We start from the raw sequence: 20,989 nt of genomic DNA on the forward strand, positions 1-20,989 counted from the left end.
TAGAAGGAGATACTTATGAGACCTTATATTTTTATATCAAGAAAATTACCTGATGAAATCATTCAACCCCTAAGTGAGCAGTATAATGTTGGAATGTGGGAGGAGGAAGAGATTCCTGTTCCGAAAGAACGATTAATGGAAGAAGTAGGTCGTGCGGATGCTCTGTTAACAATGCTATCTGATACGATTGATCGGGATGTTTTAGAAGCAGGAAAGAAATTGAAGGTTGTTGCGAATTATGCCGTTGGTTTTAATAATATTGATGTTAAAGCGGCTAGCGAACTTGGGATAGCTGTTTGCAATACCCCAGATGTATTGACAGATTCGACAGCCGATTTAACATTTGCATTACTGCTTGCGACTGCGAGAAGGATCGTGGAAGCGGCTGAATATATAAAAAAAGACCTTTGGAATGGTTCAAGTCCATTATTTTTTGCCGGGCATGATATTCACCATAAAACACTTGGAATTGTTGGAATGGGTCGGATTGGGGAAGCGGTAGCAAAACGTGCCACCGGCTTTGAAATGGATATTAAATACTATAATCGCAATCGGAAGCTAGAAACCGAACGCGGTCTCGGTGTAACATATACTTCATTTGACGAATTAGTCGAAACATCAGACTTTATTGTTTGTTTAACACCGTTAACCGACCAAACTAGAAGTATGTTTACTCGTGAAGTTTTTCAAAAAATGAAAAAATCAGCTATCTTTATTAATGTTTCACGTGGCCCAGTTGTTGACGAGCAGGCGTTATATGAGGCTTTGGTGGTTGGTGAAATCGCTGGAGCCGGCTTAGACGTCTTTGAAAAAGAGCCTATTGATGCAAGCCATCCATTGTTACAGCTAGCTAATGTTGTTGCGATTCCGCATATCGGCAGTTCCACCATTGAAACACGGACAGCAATGATGCAGCTTTGCGTGGAAAATATTCAATTAGTATTATCAGGAAAACAACCGAAAACATTAGTCAATAACGATTGGCAAGTGACCGTATAAGAAAAAGGGGTTATCCGATTTTGGATAACCCCTTGCCAACTCATTGATTAAAATACTTGTTCTACTTCGACAACACCCGGAACTTCTTCAAGTAATGCTCTTTCAATTCCAGCTTTTAATGTGATGGTTGAGCTTGGGCAGCTTCCACAAGCTCCTAATAAACGAAGCTTTACTACTCCATCCTCAACATCAACTAGCTCACAATCTCCTCCATCACGAAGAAGAAATGGACGCAATTTATCTAATACTTCTTGAACTTCAGCCTTTATATTTTGCTCTGACATCATAATCGACTCCTTTCCTTAATCATATTATAATCATTCTCAATTGAAAAATCTATTCCGGAATTCTGGAAGTAGTGGAATCAAATAAGTATATTTTTCTTGTATAGTTGTTGTAAAATATAAGCAAAAGATGGGGGTGGGAAAAATGGAGAAAAAACCGGTAGAAATTATCGTTTACGGGGCTGAACAATTATGCCCAAGCTGTGTCAATCTACCATCTTCAAAGGAAACCTATGAATGGTTAGAGGCAGCAATCGCTAGAAAATTTGCTGCACAGCCCTTTACTATATCATATGTAGATATTTTTAATCCGCCAAGCGATGATACGAAAAAAGAATTTGCCGAACGGGTCATTGAAGAGGATATGTTCTATCCGGTAGTCTTACTAGAAGGAAAAATAGTTGGTGAAGGAAATCCAAAGCTAAAAACCATTTATGCTGAGATGGAGAAGTATGGTTATGTAAGCGTGGAATAAAAGATTTAGCGGAGCCTGACAAGTTCTAATTCGGTGGGCCAAAAAGCGGGGATTTCCATTGAAATTCTCGCTATTTTTGATTGTCGGAAAAGGCCGGAGTAATCGGACAGGTGAGTTGCTAAAAAGTGAAATCCTGTCTTGACGGGTCTTGTGTTCGGACAAGACAAAGGCGAAAAAGCGAAATTGAGTCCGATCAGGTCTTGTGTTCGGACAAGATTGGCCCCAAAAAGCGAATAGAGCTGCTATTCAGACAGGAAAGAGCCCAAAAAGCAAAACCGAGTCCGAATAGAGCAGCTAATCGGACAGGAAGAGTTATTAGGAGAAACAGTGCCTGACAATAGTTGATATATAAATTCCTTATTTTAGATACGATCACATGTCATATTAAATAGAAAAAAATAAAAAGCAGAGAATTTCACCTCAATTCTCTGCCTTAGTAGAAATTTTTCGTAGTATCATCCCTTATGATACTTATACATCCATAAAATCCCAGATTTGATTAAACGAGCAACGCGACCGGTAATCGGTCGGTCAGCGACTAACCCGAAGCCATGTTTTTTCCCTAATGAACCCAAAATACCTTTTAACTTAATTGCTGGGAAGTTTTGCGGTGGTTCCTCGCCATTCCAGCGTTTCATCAACACTTGAACAACTTGCTCTGCTTGACCCTCAGCAAGTTGAGCACTTGGGGCATGTGGTAAGCTTGCGCAATCACCAATGACAAACACAGTTTCGTCATTTGGAAGATGGTGTCGTGGTGTTAAAACCACTCGACCTTGGCTATCCTTTTCAACCTCTAAATCTTGAACAACCTTGTTTGGTTGAATTCCGGCTGTCCAAACAATTATATCGCAGGCAATTGGTTCGTCATGGTTAAATAAATGATCAGGTGCTACTCGGGTGATGTTTGCTCGATTAACAATTTGGACCCCATGTGAATCGAACCAATTTTGGACATATTGGCTTAATTTTTTCGGGAATGCTGATAAAATAAATTCGCCACGGTCAAATAATAAAATTTTTAAATCGGGACGACTTTCATATAACTCGCTCGCCAGCTCAACCCCGCTTAGTCCAGCTCCCACGATTCCAACAGTCGAACCCGGGGCTAAATTGTTTAATGCTTGATAGGTTTCTCGCGATTTTTCAATCGTTTGAATACTATAAGTAAATTCATCTGCACCAGGTACATTGTGATATTTATCCTCACAGCCTAGTCCTATTATTAGTTCGTCATATTCCTGTTGCTCGTCTTTCAAGATAACGCGCTTATTTTCTAAATCAATGGCGGAAATTTCTCCATATTTTACTTGTAATTGAGAATGTTCAGGGAATGCTACTCGAATATGCTGATCAGAAATGGTCCCAGCTGCTAAGGCATAATACTCTGTTTTAAGACAATGGTACGGGACACGGTCAATTAAAGTGATGGCAATATCTGTTGGCAGATTTGGTAAAAGTCTATCAAGAATTCTCATTCCACCATAGCCGCCGCCAAGAATAACAAGTTTTTTCATTGGTAAATCTCCTCTTTCTCCAGAAACCTTCGTTTCTGTACAAATTGTCGGATCACAATTTGAATTATCGTATTTTAATTATTTTAGCCATAAAAAGTATAACTAATATATGTCAAAATCACAACATTTTCGAAGAAAGTGTTGACAAATGTTTTCTTAGTTTTTATAATTGACGTTTTTTGGGAAACAGAGTAGGATTAATTTTGTAGCGAGAGGTGAAACGAAATGATCAAACCAGTTATTGAATTTTGTATAAGTAATCTGGCGAGTGGTGCCCAAAGGGCCTTAGAGATACTAGAAAAAGATCCAGACTTAGATGTTATTGAATACGGCTGCCTTGGTTATTGTGGGAAATGCGCATCGACACTATACGCTCTTGTAAACGGAGATGTGGTAACCGGTGACACGCCCGAAGAACTTGTTGAAAACATCTATCAATATATAGAAGATAATCCAATGTTTTAGGCTAGTTTTGCAGAACACAAATCTGTTTACCTAGCTTTTTTCTTTATTTTCCCTATCATAATGGCAAGGTTTGAATATGATAGGTATAAAGCAGAAAGTTTGAGGAAAAGAATTCGGATGTATATACTTAAGATAAACTCTCCAAGGAGGTCTTGAAAATGAGTGAATTAGTGATTATTACCGAAGCGGCGGCTTTACAAATAAAAGATATGATGAAACAAAACGAAGAGGAAGGTTCTTTCTTACGTGTTGGTGTTCAAGGTGGCGGCTGTAGTGGGCTATCTTACGGAATGGGCTTTGATCAAGAGAAAAAGGCAGATGATATCGAATTTGAATCCCATGGAATTACCGTTCTGGTAGATAAGGAAAGTGCACCTATTCTAAATGGAACGAAAATTGACTATAAACAATCGATGATGGGCGGAGGCTTCACCATCGACAATCCGAATGCGATTGCCTCTTGTGGGTGTGGGTCTTCGTTTAGAACAGCGACAGAAGTCGGTACGCCGGAAGAATGCTAATAATGATTTCTACCTTCTCTTCAATTAGAAAGAGAAGGTTTTTTTTGGTTACAGATAGGACAACCGTACATTTCTATCCAGCGCTAGGTTTTCGCCCCTTCAACTTGTACAAGTTCTACATAGGATAAATTGTAGTATAAAAATCCAAGTAAAGGTGGGGAAAACCTTGAACCGTAGATGTCGTGATCATCGTGACCACAATCGAGATAATGTTGGAGGAGTTTCTGACAGAAATCGTAATAGAAATCGTCATGACCAAATGCATGATGGTAATGTTGGTGGAGAACAGGATTTCTGTCAAAGAGTGCGCCGCTGCCATGAAGATGGCCAGGTAGGCGGAGTAGAAAACCGCCATCACAGAAGAAACAGATGCTGCTGGTGGTAACATCACTTTAGCACTTTAAAGCGGTGGGGGACAGTCCCCCACCGCTTTAAAGTGCTAAAGTGATTATGTTTTATTTTTGGGATTAAAACATGGATGAGCTGTGGAGAGGTTGGGTTTTGGCTTTTGGGTCGATGAAGGTTTTGGCATTGTTGACGGCGGTTGGAGCTTCACCGAATCCACAAGCGATAAGCTTTACTTTTCCTGGGTAGGTACAAATATCACCGGCGGCATAGATGCCCGGAATATTTGTCTCCATTTTTGAATTTACCCTGATGGAGTTCTTATCGATCTCCAGTCCCCAAGACTTAATCGGACCAAGTGATGAAACGAAGCCATAATTGACGATTACCGCATCAACATCAATAACCTCTTTAAGCTCACAATTGACTCCATTGATCACCACTTGTTTAATACCTAAATCACTACCGATAAAATCTGCTGGGACAAATGGAGTTTTCACTTTTACCTTTGAGTTAAACAGAATTTCAACACTATGCTCGTGGGCACGGAACTTATCTCGCCGGTGAATGATCGTGACTTCTTCAGCGATTGGCTCAAGCATTAATGCCCAGTCAACAGCTGAGTCACCACCACCAAATACAACGACCCTTTTGCCTGCAAACGCATTTAGGTCCTCAATGAAATAATGCAGGTTTTTTCTTTCATATTGAATCGAATCTTTAAGTTCAATTCTGCGAGGTTGGAAAGCACCATTCCCTGCAGTGATAATCACTGTTCTGGAATAATGAACTTCCTTATTTGTGGTAAGCTTAAAAATCCCCTTATCCTGTTTTTCAAGCCCATCTACAGATTGTTCAAGAACAATTTTGGGGTTGAACTTAGCCATTTGCTCTTTTAAATTATTCACAAGTTCTTGGGCACGTACTTTAGGAAAACCAGCTACATCATAGATAAATTTTTCTGGATATAGCGCGGATAATTGACCTCCTAACTGAGGTAAGCTCTCGATAATTTTAACGGACGCCTGTCTCATACCACCATAAAAAGCCGTAAATAATCCTGTTGGGCCACCACCAATTATCGTAATGTCATAGACTTTTTGGTCCTCGTTCATCTAAATCCCCCTCATCTCTAAGTTAAGCAAAAAATATTTTCCTCCATTAAGCGTTTTATTAAATTTTCCCATTGCTCACTTATTGTGGTAAAGTATATGATTTAAAACCCTTTTACAATCCTATGAATATGATGGAAATATAGAAGATACGAAGGTAAAAAGGTATATTGTTTGAAAATTCTTAGTTTTACAACACTAAGAAAGAGGCTTGAAAAAGCCAAACAAAACGAATAATATGGAAGTTGGGGTTAATTGTTAAGAATTTGTGACAATTTAGGTACTATTTTATGTCAAGCTAAGTGAAGGGTATCACAAACTTTATAACTGGCTTAAAAATAAAAAATGTTACCCATGCGGAAACTAAGGAAATAGTCCATAAAAAATATTGTTAAAGGTGGAAGTGATCACTTTGAGAAAGCCAAGAATTGTGATTTTAGGTGCTGGTTACGGTGGATTGATGACTACAACTCGTTTACAAAAAATGCTTGGTGTAAACGAAGCAGATATTGTTCTTGTTAATAAACATGACTATCACTATGAAACAACCTGGTTACACGAAGCTTCAGCAGGGACCTTACATCATGATCGAGTTCGATACGATATCCGCGATGTAATCGATAGCAGTAAAGTGAATTTTATTCATGATGCAGTTGTGGAAATTAAAACAGAAGAAAAAGTAGTTGTATTACAAAATGGTCAAGTAGAGTATGATTATTTAGTTATTGCTCTTGGTGGGGAGCCTGAGACATTTGGAATCAAAGGCTTAAAAGAATATGCATTTTCAATTGTTAACGTAAATGCTGCCCGTCAAATCCGTGAGCATATTGAATATCAATTTGCTAACTACAACAATGATATTGAGAAAAAAGATGATCGATTAACCATAGTAGTAGGCGGAGCAGGTTTCACCGGTATTGAATTCCTTGGTGAATTAACAAACCGTATCCCTGAGCTTTGTCATGAATATGATCTTGATTACCATAAAGTTCGATTAATTTGCGTGGAAGCAGCTCCAATGGCACTACCTGGATTTGACCCTGAATTAGTTAGCTATGCTGTATCACAGCTAGAAAGAAAAGGCGTTGAATTTAAGCTTGGAACCGCTATCAAGGAATGTACTCCTGAAGGAATTATAGTGGCAAAAGGCGATGAGGAAGTCCAAGAAATTAAAGCAGGTACAGTTGTCTGGGCAGCTGGTGTCCGTGGAAATTCCATTATTGAAAAATCAGGAATTGAAGCAATGCGTGGACGGGTCAAAGTTCAGCCGGATTTACGCGTTCCTGGTCATGACAATATTTTTATCATTGGTGATAGCTCATTAGTGATTAATGAAGAAATTAACCGCCCATACCCACCTACAGCGCAAATTGCCATGCAACAAGGCGAAACTTGTGCGAAAAACTTAGCTGCACTTGTTCGCGGTAAAGCGGAATTTGAAACGTTTAAACCAGATATTAAAGGAACGGTATGTTCTCTTGGAGAAGATGATGCTATCGGAGTTGTTTATGGTAAGAAACTCTTCGGTACTAAAGCTTCCTTTATGAAAAAGATGGTCGACAACCGCGCATTGTTGATGATTGGTGGCCCTTCATTAGTATTGAAAAAAGGTAAATTTAATATTCTATAATGGAAAGCTGGATCGCTAAGTCGATTCAGCTTTTTTTGAGGATAAAATCAATCCAGATATAGGAGAAAGTATCCTCAATAGGGTCGTTATCGGATAAAATGAAAATGAATATAAATAGGTTTGAAAATGAGGAGGAAACATGTCTAATAATAAACGCGGTAATGTCTGGCTAGGTGTTTCAGGGTTAGTGATTAATCAAAAAGGAGAATGGCTTGTAGTGAAAAAAAGGTATGGTGGTCTTAAAGGAATGTGGTCACTGCCTGCGGGATTTGTTGAGGGAAATGAAACCGCTGATCAAGCCGTTATTCGTGAAATAAAAGAGGAAACTGGTATTGATACCTTAAACAAGGGGCTAATTGGCCTAAGAACAGGGGTAATAAAAGAGGAAATTAGCGATAATATGTTAATGTTTTTACTGAATCCTATTGAACCAGCTATCGTATTGGCAGCAGAAGATGAACTTTATGAAGCAAAATTTATGATGCCGGAACTTCTATTGGAACAGGAAGAATGCTCCATTCTTCTCCAGTATCTCATACAATTAAAAATTTCAGATGTGAAGCCGGAAATTAATGGTATCAATCCTGGTGATCAATTTGGTTATACTGCTTATAAGTTATTTTTGTAATTTTCTGAAATTATGAGATAAAGCGAGATAAATAAAGAAAAATAGATTTGTATGCGGTTACAGTTCCCTTTTTTGAGCTAAAATGGACCTTTTCATTTAGTCATTTCCTTGATATATTATCAGAAAATTCAATTATATTTCTTCAGGAGGATGACAACGATGAAAGCACAAACAGTAGAAAAAAAGGAATGTACTTATTGTTCGGGTAAAGGATACTTCCAATTATTATTAGGAGGATCAGAAACTTGCATTTGTTGCGGAGGTTCAGGAACGAAAAAAGAATAACATTTTGAAAAGACTGCCAACTTAGTGAAATGGCAGTCTATTTTTTAAAATAGGCATAAATGATTGACTTCCTCATTCTACATTAAGTACACTTATTTTGTGTGTAAAAAGGGAGGACAAGACGATGCCTATTTGGGTTGTTATCATTTCAATGCTATTATTTTTTGTGTTATTTTTTGGAATTGGATTTTTGTTAAATATGCTTTTGAGAATGTCATGGATCATGGCGATTATCTACCCTTTAATTACGGTATTTATCGTAGATAAGGTTAGATTTATTGAATATTTCACCAATAGTGGTAAGGCATTTCGCGAACTTGGGGAAAGATTGGTTTCCTTACAAACAGCTGATCTTTTAATTTTAATTAGTGGTCTTGCTGGGGCTATTGTTGCAGGAATTGTTATCAAAATGCTTCGCAAAAACGGCTATCAAATGTTTTAGAGCTTTCACTTATATGGTGGAAGCTTTTTTATGTGGAGAGAAATCTATGTTTTCAATAAACTTATCTCCGTGTGTATAATTCCAAATCGTTTAGGAAATGAATACACATGGGAGGAATGAAAAAATAGATGAAAACTTTTACAAAACGAGTAAGTATGAGTGTCTTATTTGTCTTTGCCATTTTGACCACCTTTCAGGTGATTTCAGGTGTAGAAGCAACTACGCTTATCGCGCAGGCTTATCATTCCCTTATAACGTCAAAGGAGGCCGTATCCGTTTCAGCCGTTCCACCGAAGCTTGAGGACCTCGATTGGTCAAAGTACCCAACCAAAACGGTAGTGGCGACTGGATATACAGCCGGCTATGAATCTACAGGAAAAAATCCCGATCATCCAAGCTATGGGATTACTTATTCAGGTGTAAAAGTCAAACGTGACCTTTATTCAACGATTGCTGCCGATTTAACTGTATTTCCCATTGGGACAATATTGTTTATTCCCGGATACGGATATGGTGTAGTTGCCGATAAGGGTGGCGCGATCAAAGGAAATAGGCTAGATTTATTTTACGAAACAGTTCAAGACGTTTATGAAAAATGGGGCAAAAAGTCAGTTGATGTCTATGTCATTGAATATGGTGACGGTCGCCTTACAGAGGATAAATTGAACAGTTTAAACGAGAATGAATCGATGCAGGTATTTCGACAACAATATATTATAACAGAAAAAAAATAATAAAAAGCTGACATCCCCGCTAAAGATGTCAGCTTTTTTAATGAACTATGCCATGGATGATTAAGGTTAAAATGATACCCGTCAATCCACCAAAAAACACTTCAATTGGTTTATGTCCGAGCAATTCCTTTAGTTCTTTGCGTTTTACTTGTTCGGGTTTATTTTGCCAACCCTTAGCCTCATCCACAAATTTTTGAAAATCTGCGACCAATTGGTTCAATACGATTGCTTGCTCACCGGCTTGCCGTCTTACTCCAGTAGCATCAAACATAGTAATAATGGCAAATACGGCCGATATAGCGAATATGGTAGAATTTAAACCGGCTTCAAGGGCCACGCCGGTAGATAGAGCAGTAACAGCCGCAGAATGCGAACTTGGCATTCCGCCTGTACTCGTTAACAAAGACCAATCAAATTTTCGTGTTGCAATATATTGTATTGGAACTTTAATAAATTGGGCAAAAAAGATCGCTGCAATCGAAGACCATAATGAAAAGTTTAAAAACAAATCCATTCTTTCACCGCCTTAAAGCGTAAAATGACTTATTCTAATAATAAAGGTAATATAATAGGAGTGCAAATAAAACTCGACAAAGGTGATTAGATGGCAGACTATCCATTAGAATATTACCAATTCTTCATCCACTTTAATGAGGGAGACTATTATACTTGCCACGATCTACTAGAGGAAATGTGGTTAACCGACAAAGGGAATTTGTTTTTAAAAGGGCTCCTGCAAATGAGTGTTGCCATCTATCATTATGAGTACGGCAATGTGAAAGGCGCAAGGCTGATGATGAAAGCAGCGCATGACTATCTGCAGGATTACCGTCCAAAATACTGGAGTCTAGATTTAGAGCCAGTCTATCTCTTTATCGAAACATGCCTAAAAAAATTACCACAAGACATCGACCGTGTTCCCTATGAAGGGGTCCCACTTTTACCGAAACTCCCCCAGTTATTTATTAACCTAGAGGATGATTAGAAACTCGAAATAATCGCAAGATTCCGATATAATAAGGTGTACACAAAAAATATAAGGGGTGTGAATAAATGTTTAAAGTACAAGCAGATTGGAATTACTCTTCAGAACAAGAAAGTCTTATTATCGGCCTATTCGACAAGCCCACAAAGTTCGAAGGCCAGTTAGCAGAGCTTGACCAATTATTAGATGGACATTTAACTGAACTAGTCAAAAGTGGTGACATTTCAGCCAAGAAGAAAGGTGTTTCAAAAGTACATACCTTTGGTAAAATTGGCGCCAAGAGATTATATTTTGTTGGTTTAGGAAAAGAATCGGAGCTCCAATTCGAAACCTTAAAAGAAGCGTTCGGAAAAATATTCAAGACGCTACACACGAACAAGCAACAAGAAGCCACTGTGCTCTTACATTCATTCCAAACCGAGTCGATTGATGAAAATGACGTAGCCCACGCTTTAGCGGAAGGGTTCGCATTAGCAACCTATAAGTTCGAAGGGTATAAGCAAAAATCAAATGAGCCTGAAAAGAAATTAGAATACATCAAGGTTCTTGGTGGTATTGAAACAGAAGCCATCGAAGCAGCCTTAGAGGTTGGTTATACATACGGAAGAGCAACAAATTCAGCTCGTGAACTTGTGAATATGCCTGGAAATATGCTAACGGCAACTGAAATGGCCAACTATGCACGCCGCCTGGGTGAAAAGTATGACTTCGAAGTGGAAATTTTAGATAAGGTCGATATGGAGAAACTAGGTATGGGTGCCTTGCTTGCCGTAAACCAAGGGTCATCAGAGCCTCCGAAAATGATTGTCTTAAAGTACCAAGGAAAAGAAACATGGGAAGACGTAATTGCTCTAGTCGGTAAAGGAATTACCTTCGATACAGGTGGATACTCGTTGAAACCAAAAGAAGGCATCGTTGGCATGAAATCCGACATGGCAGGTGCAGCTGCTGTTTTAGGTGCAATGGAAATTATTGGTGAATTGAAACCAGAACAAAACGTTGTGGCTGTTATTCCTTCTACAGACAATATGGTTAGTGGAAATGCCTTTAAAGTAGATGATGTAATCACTTCAATGAGCGGAAAAACAATTGAGGTATTAAATACCGATGCTGAGGGACGTTTAGTATTAGCAGACGCGGTTACGTATGCTAAACATCACGGAGCGAATTATATTGTTGATGTTGCTACGTTGACAGGTGGGGTTATCGTCGCCTTAGGAATGAATACAACAGGTGCATTTACGAATAACGAGGTATTTTTTGAGCAAGTTTTAGAGGCTGCTTATGAAGCGGGAGAGCCGATGTGGCGTTTGCCGATTTTTGACAGAGACAAAGAGCGCGTTCGTGGCAGCAAAATTGCTGACTTGAACAACTCACCAGGCCGTGATGGGCATGCGATAATGGGGGCAGCCTTTATCGGTGAATTCGCTGAAGATACTCCATGGGTACACTTAGATATTGCAGGAACGTCAGGAAGTAAGCAAGATTCTGATCTTGGGCCAGCAGGAGCAACCGGTGTAATGACAAGAACATTGGCTTTATTAGTTGAAAGATTCGAACCAGTAAAATAATAATTATCAATAAATATCAATGCAAGTGGGCTGACTTCATACAAGAGTCAGCCTTTTATTTCGATATTAACCCCACCTTATGTGTAAGGCCAGGTGACAAACATTTACTTTATTTTCATTGGTATCAAAGACGATGGTCATTCCATCTGGAGTATAAGAGATTTTTGGCTCATCTCTTAAGCCTAGTGAATGAATTAATCTTTCTACCTCCTTCATATTGGAATACTGTGCTGCTGTCATGATATCCAAAGAAAATTTAGGGGAGGTAGCAAATTTATTAACAATAGTATTAGCAGAAATCATTAGATTTTGAATACATTTTGCGGATTTAATAAACAGCTTTGTATCCACAGGTGGTAGGGGGCGACATTGTACATAATAGGGATAGGTGGTGGGTGGATAATTTGGATAAAAATACGGATAATTATTTGGATATGGGGATTCTTTTACAAAATAATTAGAATTTGTTGGAATGTTTCTAGTAACATTCCGATAAGCATAATAGGGATACATATTTTTTCTCCTTTCTTTCCTTCATTCCCACCAACATAACCATATATATGTAATAAGAATAAAAACTATGAGTCTCTACTGATTGTAAAATTAAGGTAAAACATATATATTATTAGAATAAGATTGTTTTCAGATTTTTTTCCCCGATACCTAGTTTGTAAATAAGAATCTTGCTTTCTTATAGGAGGTCCGTTTAGATGGATCTGGATCAGTTACTGCAGTTTATAGAATCTTACGGATATTTGGGCTTGTTTTTCTGGGTATGGTTGGGGATATTTGGTTTACCAATTCCCAATGAGGTATTAAGCATGTCGGTTGCACTAACTTCCTCACAAAAAATTCTAAACCCATTTATCGCTTTTATTGTTTTTTATGGAGGAATTGTTGCGGCGCTAACTACCTGTTACTTTTTGGGTAAGTATGTGGGGCGACCACTAATTGGTTTTTTTGAGAAACGAAAAAGATACGCAAACTTAATTGAACGCTCGTTTCACTTGATTGAAAAACATCATGAAATTTCACTTTCGTTAAGTTATTTTATCCCTGGTGTCCGCAACTTTGTTCCTTTTTTATATGGCTTTAGCCGACTTTCCTTTGGCACTTTTGCCATCTATTCTTATTCAGGAGCATTTATTTGGCTTTGTATTACTTTTTCTTTAGGGTACCTTTTTGGTGATCACATAGAAGTCATTATTCACTATGGCAAAGAGGTATTACTTCTTTTAGGTGTTGCCGCTATTTTGGGTATCACCATTCATTTTTTATTACGAAGAAGACGGAAAAAACTAAACATGATGAAGGATTCTAGTTTCTAATTTGAAAGGTGATAATAATATGGACATAAAAAACACATTATTAAACTCATTAGGTATAGAAATCATTTCCTTGGAAAAAGGGAAAGTTGTCGCTACGATGCCGGTCGATGAGCGCACAAGACAACCGTTTGGACTATTGCACGGTGGGGCATCAGTTGCCTTAGCAGAAACAGTGGCGAGCATAGGTGCATATGAGTTAGTCGATAAGGAGACAGAAGCCGTTGTTGGGCTTGAAATCAATGCAAACCATGTGAAAGGCAAAAGAGATGGGATGGTTACAGCTACTGCAACAACGCTTCATCAAGGAAAAACGACCATGATTTGGGAGATTAGGATTGTTGATGAAGAAAACCAATTGATTTGCATTTCAAGATGCACAATGGCGGTACTAAAATTAAATAAAAAGGGAGCAATGTGACCGATTGCTCCCTTTTTATATCTCTTTATTATTTTGTAATACGTCAAACCTACTTTGATGGAATGAAGCGGGTGTCCATTTCATCATTTGATTGCGAATCGAACAAACGAAAGGGACCTCAATCTGTGCAATTTTTCCAAACATCCATGATTCCTGTATCACCCGTTTTGCTCGAGATATTCTTTCTAACTCAAAGGATTGCATCGCTTTTTCAAAATTCTTTTCTCGCTGCTGGCATTTTGCAAGAAAAACGGCATCTTCAATCGCCATGCTATCACCCTGACCTAGATTTGGTGTTTCGGCATGTGCAGCATCACCCAAAAGGAGAATTCGGTCATAGACATACTGATATAGGGATTCTAAATCATAAATGTAGCGGTGTGTCACTTGTTCATCGGGCGTATGTTCAAGGATTTTGCGAATCGGATGGTGATAATCTACAAAGTTCCATAAAATATCTTTTGTTTTCCAGGATTGATGGAGTGAATCATTGAGATCTCCATTTTTTAAGGCATACCAATAGAGCCGATTTTTTGAAAGAGGTATCATTCCAAAACGCCCCTTAGGCCCCCATGTTTCTGAAGGAACAGTGGTAAAGAACTCTGATGATAGTTCTACGATACCCTTCCAACAACTATAACCGGCATATCGCAGCTGTCTATTAGGAAAAAGCTGTGCCCTAATCGCTGAGTGAATTCCGTCACAACCAAGTAAATAATCTGTTTTAACGATGGTGCCATCTTCAAAATAGAGCTGAGTTTTTTTATGGTTTGTGGTAAAAAAGGCTAGTTTTTTATTATAAAATATATGTTTATCCGTTAAAGCCTCTAATAGAATTTCAATGAATTCATTTCGGTGGATAAAAACAAAAAGAGGATATTTTTTGGGTTTTGCTTGAATCGTTGTAATAGGTTTACCATGATGGTCGAGGATAATAAATTGATTACTCGAAACTCCTTGTAGTAATACTGGTGCTAATACACCTAAATCATCTAAGGTAGCGACCGCCTTTCCACTTAACAAAATTCCCGAACCTGCACGATTTTCTTGCATTTTTTTTTCGTAAATAGACACAGCTAAGCCGACTTTTTTTAATGCCAAGGCTGTGGCAAGTCCACTAATTCCTCCCCCAACAATCACTAATTTCTCTCTCATCTTCTTTGGACAACATTCTCTATTCTTTGAGAATTTGTCCTTCACTCCTTTTTAGCCAAATTATTCTTCTTCCTTCACTATACTAAAATAAATTACGATTAGTTGTGTATGATTTTTGACAATTCCAACAATTATGTGAAAACGAAGGAGTCCGATAGTTCACCGGACTCCTACTTCATCATTTTGTTGTTTTTATGTGCTTGCTTTAAATCATCTTGGACACTTCTATTCCATAAAGAAACTCCACTATTATAAGCAGCCCGACTTATCAGATGGCCTGATACGGGAGAGGTCATGAAGATAAAAGCAATTCCAAGTAATAGTCGCGAATTAAAATGTCCCTCTAGCAAATAGAAATATAAAAAGGTCCCTAACAAAATAAACATTACACCAAGTGTGGCACTTTTAGATGCTGCGTGGTTTCGTGTATAAACATCTGGCAAGCGTATTAGTCCAAAGGCCGTCACGAGACTTAAAAACGCACCTAGTCCAATGAAAAGAGTAATCACTATTTTAATGGCTGTCTCGATCATTTTCGATAATGACCCCCTTTTCAAGATATTTTGAAAAGGCTACCGTTCCAATAAACGCTAATATTCCAATTAATAAAATGATTTCCAAAAAGGCATTCGTTTTTAAGACAATCGAGATGAGCGCAATAATTCCGATTAAATTAATCCCAATGGCATCGAGAGCAACAACCCGATCAGGGGTTGTCGGTCCTTTGATGACTCGATAAATCAGGCCAAGCATGGATAGGGAAATAAGGAACAGGGATAAATGGGCGATAGTTTGAATCACTAACGGCTCACCTCCATAATCGCTTTTTCAAACGTATTTTTGATAGAATGAATCGCTTCTTCTGCGTTTGGAATATCCATCGCATGAATATATAACACCTTGTTATCGGGGGAAACATCAATGACCAATGTTCCCGGTGTTAAGGTAATTAAATTGGCGAGGACGGTAATTTCCCAGTCCTTTTTTAGCTCGGTCTCGAGGGCGAAAATTCCTGGGCGAATATCTAATTTAGGTTTAAGGATTACTTTTAAAACGGCGATATTTGATAGAATCAGTTCTCTAATAAAAATGAAAAGCAATCGGACAACAGCTAAAGCTCGATAAAGATAAAATCTTGACCTGAAAAATCGTCGAAACGAATAGATAATTATGAATCCAAAGAAATAGCCAATAAAGAAATCAACCGTTTCATAGGATACCTTTAAAAACATCCATATCCAAGCTAGGAACACATTTAATAGTATTTGAAAGGCCATCTACTTTCCCCCCTTTAAAACCGCATCGATATAGAGCGATGGGTTGGCAAGGACTTCTGAAGCTGCATGGATATAGGAATAGATGAATTCTGAAAAGATTCCGTACAGAATCGAAACAACCACTAACATAACAGGGCTAATTAGCAAATACCGTACAGGGGCCTGTTTATGATAGCTGTTAAGCTGCTCGCCCCAAAATCCGTTAATAAAAATTCTCATGACCGAAAACAAAACGACTAAACTAGAAAATAGGACAATTCCTGTAGCAAGGTAGTTTCCTTCTGAAAATCCACCTTGTATGATTAAAAGTTTCCCAACAAAACCACTTAAAGGTGGAATTCCAGCCAAAGCTAGACAAGCGATAAAATAAGTCCAAGCTAATCCAGGATAATCCTTTATAAGCCCCTGGAATTTCCGTAAATCACTTGTCCCGGTAATAGCAATAATAATCCCTACCAAAAGAAATAGTGCCGCTTTAATCATCATGTCATGAAGTAAATAAAAAATAGAACCGGTTAAGCCTTGCTCATTCATCGTCGAAACACCGAACAGAATCACCCCTACCGCCACGATAATATTATAGATAATGATTTTCTTAATATCCCAATAGGCAATCGCACCAATTAGGCCAATCACAATCGTAATAATAGCAAGAATCGCCAATAATTGATGGGTAAATCCTTGGTCATGATAGAAAAATAGGGTGTAAGTTCTCATAATGGAATAAACGCCGACCTTCGTAAGTAAGGCGCCAAATAAAGCCATTACCGGGACGGGGGGGACATAATAAGACCCCGGCAACCAAAAGAATAACGGAAAAATAGCCCCTTTTAATCCGAATACAATTAAAAATAGGACTGCAATGACTGTTAAAATTCCCGGTTGACCTATCTCAGCAATACGTACGGAAATATGAGCCATATTTAACGAACCAACGACCGAATATAAATAAGCAACCGTAATCACGAATAATGCCGATGAAATGACATTTACTAATATGTATTTTATCGATTCACGAAGTTGGGCCTTTGTCCCACCTAGCACGAGTAATACATAAGAAGACATTAGCATAACCTCAAAAAAGACGAAAAGGTTAAAAATATCCCCAGTTGTAAATGCACCAATGACACCAACCATCAGAAAATGGATAACACTGTAGTAATAAAAGTGTTCACGCTCCTCACCAATCGAACGAAAGGAGTAGAGAATACAAACAAATGAAATCATACTGGTTGTTAATACAAGTAACGCAGAGAGCATGTCCGACACAAGGGTAATCCCAAAAGGTGCCTGCCAATTGCTGACATCGAGAGTTTGAATGCCATTTTCCTTAACAGTATGAACAAGTAATAAGCTTATCGCTACAGTAATGATTGATGAAATGAGTGATAAAGTCCGTTGCAGCTTTATTTTTTTAATAAATATTAATAAAATAGCTGTCAGCAAAGGTATTAGGATGGGTAAAATCATCAAATTATTCATTTCCTTCATTTCCTCTCAAACGATTCATATCATCCGTACCTAGCTCTTGATAGGCACGATAGGCCAATACGAGGAAAAAGGAAGTAACCCCAAAACTGATGACAATGGCCGTTAAAATTAATGCCTGTGGTAACGGGTCAACAAAAGATGAGGCATGTTCCCCGAGTAAAGGAGCTGCTCCTCTCTTTAAACCACCCATTGTTAAAATTAATAGATGGGCACCATGGCTTAAAAGGCCAGTTCCAATAATGATCCGCAGTAAGCTTTTGGAAAGCATTAAATAGGTTGCTGTCATAAACAAAATCCCAACAACAATAGCCATTAAAATTTCCATTATTCGTCCTCTCCTATCGTTTGAATAATGGTCATCGTAACACCGACAACAACAAGGAAAACCCCTGTATCAAAAAGAACAGCTGTATGGAGGGAGGTCTTCCCTAAAAACGGTAATTGGAAATAGTCGAAGGCATGAGTGAGAAAAGGTTTACCAGAAAGTAAACCAATTACCCCCGTTCCTACCGCAAATAACAGGCCAGTTCCAATTAAATATTTATAATCGATTGGTAATATATTTTGTACGGTCTTTAAATCAAAGGCTAACAGTAATAAAACAATCGCTCCAGATGTCATTAAACCACCGATAAAGCCGCCACCAGGATAGTAGTGTCCTGCGAAAAAGATATGGATGGAAAAAAGAATGATGACAAACAGAACAATCTTCGTAACCGTCTGTAGAATTAAATCATTGGTTCTCATCCTTCCTTCCTCCTTGTTAACCTTAGTTTAATCATTGCAAAAATCCCGAGCGCTGCAATTGCTAACACACATATTTCAAACATCGTATCGAATCCACGGAAGTCAACGAGAATGACATTTACCATATTTTCGCCGCCGGCCTTTTTATATGTATTTTCAATATAATATTCGGCAATGGAAGGAAACAGTTTGTTGCTATGGGCCGATATGGCAATTAAGGTGACGATAGCCCCAACGCCAACCGAAATTAACATGTTTACCGCTTTAAAGCCAACTGGTCTCTCGTACCGTTTTAATTCTGGCAAATGGTAAAAACAAAGCAAAAACAATGAGACAGAGACAGTTTCAATAACCAATTGTGTCAATGCTAAATCTGGAGCCCTAAATACAACGAATAAAAGAGAAACTGTATAGCCAACAGCTCCTAATAAAATAATCGAGGTTAATCGTGATTTGGCAAATAAAATCGAAATGGAGCCGATAACAATAATAAGTGCCAAAATCAATTCATAAACACCTACTGGAGCCGTATTGGTGGTTTCAAGTTTAAAGGCGGATTTCCAATAAAGGGAAAAACCTAAAATAATAATAAAGAAAAAGAAAATATAGACGAGATAAGTTCTAATGAACCCATTCATATAGCCCTTCGTTAGCCTCATGGCACCAAATTGTGAACGATCTAACAGTGCTTCATACAGCTTATTGAAGGTTAGTTTTTCTGGCAATAGCAAATAGATATTTTGCCATTTTGCCAATGTTTTAAATAGAATCAACCCTAGAATCACTACACCAATTGTCATCCAAAGTTCGGTGTTAACGCCATGCCAATGGGCAATTTCGACATCAAATACTTCATTCGGTCCTAGTAGCGATGGGAGAATAGAGGCCATTGTTGGTTCAATCAGGCTATAAGACAATATATTAGGGAATATCCCAAAAATAATGACAAGCGACGCTAAAATGATAGGAGGAACTAACATCCCGAATGGTGCTTCATGTGGCTTCTTTACTAGTTTCTCCGGTTGGAACTTACCTGTGAATGTCTTAAAAACAATAACCATGCTGTAAATAAAAGTAAATACACTAGCAATCCAAGCTAATAAGGGGAACAGAATTCCCCAAGTGTCTAAATTAAATAAATCGAATTGGGCAATCTTCAGCATTCCACTAAAAAACATTTCTTTACTTAAAAACCCGTTAAACGGTGGTAATCCCGCCATTGAAAAGGCACCGATAATCGCCAACGTAAAAGTGATCGGCATAAAATTCATTAACCCACCTAAACGGCGAATATCTCTTGTTCCCGTTTCATGGTCAATGATTCCCACGACCATAAAGAGGCTTCCTTTAAAGGTGGCATGATTAATTAAATGAAAAATGGCAGCAGCGGTTGCTACGGTAAAATTTTGATCATCAATGGAATCAAAATGAAGGGCTGCTGCACCAATCCCCAATAGGGACATAATTAGTCCTAACTGGCTGACTGTGGAATAAGCTAAAATGGCCTTCAAATCCGTTTGTCTAACAGCTGTAAATGAACCCCAGCATAATGTAACAATTCCAACTCCGGCGACAAGCCAAAGCCAAACTAGTGATTCGGCAAAAATAGGGCTCATTCTTGCAACCAGATAAATTCCCGCTTTTACCATTGTAGCGGAGTGAAGATAAGCACTAACCGGTGTTGGTGCCTCCATGGCATCCGGTAGCCAAATGTGAAACGGAAATTGTGCTGATTTGGTGAAGGCGCCTAACAAAATAAGTAGCATGGCAGGAATAAATAATGAATGATTAAATAGTTGGTCTGCTTTAGTGACCATTTCCGAAATCATAAAGGTACCTGTCATTAAGTAGAGCAGGATGATTCCTCCAAGCATTGATAAGCCGCCGAACACGGTAATAAGCATCGATTTTTGGGCACCGTATCGAGACTTTTCCCTTGTAAACCAATAACCAATTAACAGAAAGGAAGAAAAGCTGGTAAATTCCCAGAACAGATAGAGGACAATTAAATTATCGTTTAACACAACACCAAGCATGGCCCCCATAAATAACAATAAATAAACGTAAAACGTATTTAACTTCTCCTGGTCCTTCGCTAAGTAAAAGATGGAATACAACACAACCAATGAGCCAATCCCAGTAATTAATAGAGCAAATAAAAGGCCAAGGCTATCCAGTTGTACCTGAAAGTTAATATGTAAGGATGGTATCCATTCAAATGATTCCACTAAACTTTTATGGTGTTTGGTTTTTCCAAGAAAGGTCAAAAGGTAGCTGAATAGAAGAATCGGTAATGGAAGGACAAACCACCCCGTATGTATTCGCTGGAGAAATTTATATAAAATTGGAATGAATATTGCTAATATAAACGGTGAAAAAATGGCGAGATGTAGTAAGGACAAATCAATACCCCCTTTTTTATAAATTTTTGGTTTTTGACCTATCTATGATTCCCTTATTTAACTAATAATACAGATTATACCGTAATTTTTGGGGGAATGCATTTAAAGGTACCTGCTTCGAGAGCAAAGTGCTTGTGTATATTAAATAAGATAAAATGCATAAAAAACGCTAAAAAAA

27 protein-coding genes are annotated in these 20,989 nt (G+C 38.2%); 14 read left to right on the forward strand and 13 right to left on the reverse strand.

All coding sequences use genetic code 11. The features are described from left to right. The first annotated feature begins 15 nt into the window (after positions 1-15). Positions 16-999 carry a 2-hydroxyacid dehydrogenase gene (locus ACX9YW_RS18935; RefSeq protein WP_460349407.1) on the forward strand — a complete coding sequence of 328 codons (984 nt, stop codon included), beginning with the start codon at positions 16-18 and terminating at the stop codon, positions 997-999. 47 nt (positions 1,000-1,046) lie between these two features. Here ACX9YW_RS18935 and ACX9YW_RS18940 read toward each other — a convergent pair whose 3' ends face one another. Further along, on the reverse strand, positions 1,047-1,283 hold the full coding sequence (locus ACX9YW_RS18940) for a NifU family protein (protein WP_460349493.1): 237 nt from the start codon (positions 1,281-1,283) through the stop codon (positions 1,047-1,049). 145 nt (positions 1,284-1,428) lie between these two features. On the opposite strand from ACX9YW_RS18940, the gene ACX9YW_RS18945 reads away from it, so the two are divergent. Next, on the forward strand, positions 1,429-1,758 hold the full coding sequence (locus ACX9YW_RS18945; RefSeq protein ID WP_460349409.1) for a YuzD family protein: 330 nt from the start codon (positions 1,429-1,431) through the stop codon (positions 1,756-1,758). Positions 1,759-2,213: 455 nt separating this feature from the next. Here the strand turns inward: ACX9YW_RS18945 and ACX9YW_RS18950 are convergent, their stop codons facing one another. Continuing rightward, positions 2,214-3,275: an NAD(P)/FAD-dependent oxidoreductase gene (locus ACX9YW_RS18950; protein ID WP_460349411.1), complete on the reverse strand. Its 1,062-nt coding sequence runs from the start codon at positions 3,273-3,275 to the stop codon at positions 2,214-2,216. A gap of 225 nt (positions 3,276-3,500) precedes the next feature. Between ACX9YW_RS18950 and ACX9YW_RS18955 the strand changes: the two genes are divergently transcribed. The 3 genes from ACX9YW_RS18955 to ACX9YW_RS18965 all read left to right on the forward strand — a co-directional run bounded on the left by ACX9YW_RS18955 (position 3,501) and on the right by ACX9YW_RS18965 (position 4,646). Then, the gene (locus ACX9YW_RS18955; RefSeq protein ID WP_460349413.1) at positions 3,501-3,740 is read left to right on the forward strand and encodes a YuzB family protein; all 240 of its coding nucleotides are present in this window, start codon (positions 3,501-3,503) and stop codon (positions 3,738-3,740) included. Positions 3,741-3,898: 158 nt separating this feature from the next. Beyond that, a complete protein-coding gene (locus ACX9YW_RS18960; protein ID WP_460349415.1) occupies positions 3,899-4,261 on the forward strand; it encodes a HesB/IscA family protein in 363 nt (120 codons plus the stop codon). Positions 4,262-4,427: 166 nt separating this feature from the next. Then, positions 4,428-4,646: a hypothetical protein gene (locus ACX9YW_RS18965; RefSeq protein ID WP_460349417.1), complete on the forward strand. Its 219-nt coding sequence runs from the start codon at positions 4,428-4,430 to the stop codon at positions 4,644-4,646. Positions 4,647-4,728: 82 nt separating this feature from the next. On the opposite strand, the gene ACX9YW_RS18970 is transcribed toward ACX9YW_RS18965, so the two are convergent. After that, positions 4,729-5,721 carry an NAD(P)/FAD-dependent oxidoreductase gene (locus ACX9YW_RS18970; protein WP_460349419.1) on the reverse strand — a complete coding sequence of 331 codons (993 nt, stop codon included), beginning with the start codon at positions 5,719-5,721 and terminating at the stop codon, positions 4,729-4,731. Between the two features lie 409 nt (positions 5,722-6,130). Between ACX9YW_RS18970 and ACX9YW_RS18975 the strand changes: the two genes are divergently transcribed. From ACX9YW_RS18975 to spsC, 5 genes are all read left to right on the forward strand, one after another. Continuing rightward, on the forward strand, positions 6,131-7,348 hold the full coding sequence (locus tag ACX9YW_RS18975) for an NAD(P)/FAD-dependent oxidoreductase (RefSeq protein ID WP_460349422.1): 1,218 nt from the start codon (positions 6,131-6,133) through the stop codon (positions 7,346-7,348). Between the two features lie 139 nt (positions 7,349-7,487). Further along, positions 7,488-7,976 (forward strand): NUDIX domain-containing protein, encoded by a 489-nt coding sequence (locus ACX9YW_RS18980; protein WP_460349424.1) that lies wholly within the window; start codon positions 7,488-7,490, stop codon positions 7,974-7,976. A gap of 159 nt (positions 7,977-8,135) precedes the next feature. Beyond that, a complete protein-coding gene (locus ACX9YW_RS18985; protein WP_460349426.1) occupies positions 8,136-8,261 on the forward strand; it encodes a YuiA family protein in 126 nt (41 codons plus the stop codon). A gap of 124 nt (positions 8,262-8,385) precedes the next feature. Then, positions 8,386-8,703 (forward strand): YuiB family protein, encoded by a 318-nt coding sequence (locus ACX9YW_RS18990; RefSeq protein ID WP_460349428.1) that lies wholly within the window; start codon positions 8,386-8,388, stop codon positions 8,701-8,703. Positions 8,704-8,831: 128 nt separating this feature from the next. Beyond that, positions 8,832-9,437, forward strand: coding sequence for a stationary phase survival protein SpsC (spsC, locus tag ACX9YW_RS18995; protein ID WP_460349431.1), 606 nt, complete (start codon positions 8,832-8,834; stop codon positions 9,435-9,437). A gap of 37 nt (positions 9,438-9,474) precedes the next feature. On the opposite strand, the gene ACX9YW_RS19000 is transcribed toward spsC, so the two are convergent. Then, entirely contained in the window at positions 9,475-9,951 is a 477-nt protein-coding gene (locus ACX9YW_RS19000; RefSeq protein WP_460349433.1) for a divergent PAP2 family protein, read from the reverse strand. A 90-nt stretch (positions 9,952-10,041) separates the two neighbouring features. Here ACX9YW_RS19000 and ACX9YW_RS19005 point away from each other — a divergent pair, with 90 nt between their 5' ends. Together ACX9YW_RS19005 and ACX9YW_RS19010 are read left to right on the forward strand one after the other, a co-directional pair. Next, positions 10,042-10,422 (forward strand): DUF309 domain-containing protein, encoded by a 381-nt coding sequence (locus ACX9YW_RS19005; RefSeq protein ID WP_460349435.1) that lies wholly within the window; start codon positions 10,042-10,044, stop codon positions 10,420-10,422. A 68-nt stretch (positions 10,423-10,490) separates the two neighbouring features. After that, entirely contained in the window at positions 10,491-11,993 is a 1,503-nt protein-coding gene (locus ACX9YW_RS19010; RefSeq protein ID WP_460349436.1) for a leucyl aminopeptidase, read from the forward strand. A 66-nt stretch (positions 11,994-12,059) separates the two neighbouring features. Here the strand turns inward: ACX9YW_RS19010 and ACX9YW_RS19015 are convergent, their stop codons facing one another. Then, positions 12,060-12,506, reverse strand: coding sequence for a YuzC family spore coat inner layer protein (locus ACX9YW_RS19015; RefSeq protein ID WP_460349438.1), 447 nt, complete (start codon positions 12,504-12,506; stop codon positions 12,060-12,062). A 197-nt stretch (positions 12,507-12,703) separates the two neighbouring features. Here ACX9YW_RS19015 and ACX9YW_RS19020 point away from each other — a divergent pair, with 197 nt between their 5' ends. Both ACX9YW_RS19020 and ACX9YW_RS19025 read left to right on the forward strand, forming a co-directional pair. Next, entirely contained in the window at positions 12,704-13,321 is a 618-nt protein-coding gene (locus tag ACX9YW_RS19020; protein ID WP_460349440.1) for a DedA family protein, read from the forward strand. 19 nt (positions 13,322-13,340) lie between these two features. Then, entirely contained in the window at positions 13,341-13,739 is a 399-nt protein-coding gene (locus ACX9YW_RS19025; RefSeq protein ID WP_460349442.1) for a hotdog fold thioesterase, read from the forward strand. 15 nt (positions 13,740-13,754) lie between these two features. Here ACX9YW_RS19025 and ACX9YW_RS19030 read toward each other — a convergent pair whose 3' ends face one another. The 8 genes from ACX9YW_RS19030 to ACX9YW_RS19065 all read right to left on the reverse strand — a co-directional run bounded on the left by ACX9YW_RS19030 (position 13,755) and on the right by ACX9YW_RS19065 (position 20,811). Next, entirely contained in the window at positions 13,755-14,894 is a 1,140-nt protein-coding gene (locus tag ACX9YW_RS19030; protein WP_460349444.1) for an FAD-dependent monooxygenase, read from the reverse strand. Between the two features lie 170 nt (positions 14,895-15,064). Next, positions 15,065-15,427 carry a monovalent cation/H(+) antiporter subunit G gene (gene mnhG / locus ACX9YW_RS19035; protein ID WP_460349446.1) on the reverse strand — a complete coding sequence of 121 codons (363 nt, stop codon included), beginning with the start codon at positions 15,425-15,427 and terminating at the stop codon, positions 15,065-15,067. Beyond that, the gene (locus ACX9YW_RS19040) at positions 15,408-15,647 is read right to left on the reverse strand and encodes a Na(+)/H(+) antiporter subunit F1 (RefSeq protein ID WP_460349495.1); all 240 of its coding nucleotides are present in this window, start codon (positions 15,645-15,647) and stop codon (positions 15,408-15,410) included. The genes mnhG and ACX9YW_RS19040 overlap by 20 nt, the downstream gene beginning before the upstream one ends. A 47-nt stretch (positions 15,648-15,694) precedes the next feature. Continuing rightward, positions 15,695-16,171 (reverse strand): Na+/H+ antiporter subunit E, encoded by a 477-nt coding sequence (locus tag ACX9YW_RS19045; RefSeq protein WP_460349448.1) that lies wholly within the window; start codon positions 16,169-16,171, stop codon positions 15,695-15,697. Further along, complete coding sequence (locus ACX9YW_RS19050) at positions 16,172-17,653, reverse strand: Na+/H+ antiporter subunit D (protein WP_460349450.1); 1,482 nt, start codon at positions 17,651-17,653, stop codon at positions 16,172-16,174. Then, positions 17,646-17,987: a Na(+)/H(+) antiporter subunit C gene (locus ACX9YW_RS19055; protein WP_460349452.1), complete on the reverse strand. Its 342-nt coding sequence runs from the start codon at positions 17,985-17,987 to the stop codon at positions 17,646-17,648. Before ACX9YW_RS19055 ends, ACX9YW_RS19050 begins: the two co-directional genes overlap by 8 nt. Beyond that, positions 17,987-18,409, reverse strand: coding sequence for a Na(+)/H(+) antiporter subunit B (locus tag ACX9YW_RS19060; RefSeq protein ID WP_460349454.1), 423 nt, complete (start codon positions 18,407-18,409; stop codon positions 17,987-17,989). Before ACX9YW_RS19060 ends, ACX9YW_RS19055 begins: the two co-directional genes overlap by 1 nt. Beyond that, positions 18,406-20,811: a Na+/H+ antiporter subunit A gene (locus ACX9YW_RS19065; protein WP_460349456.1), complete on the reverse strand. Its 2,406-nt coding sequence runs from the start codon at positions 20,809-20,811 to the stop codon at positions 18,406-18,408. Before ACX9YW_RS19065 ends, ACX9YW_RS19060 begins: the two co-directional genes overlap by 4 nt. Between the last annotated feature and the right edge of the window lie 178 nt (positions 20,812-20,989).

The sequence above is a fragment of the Pseudoneobacillus rhizolycopersici genome (assembly GCF_054786815.1).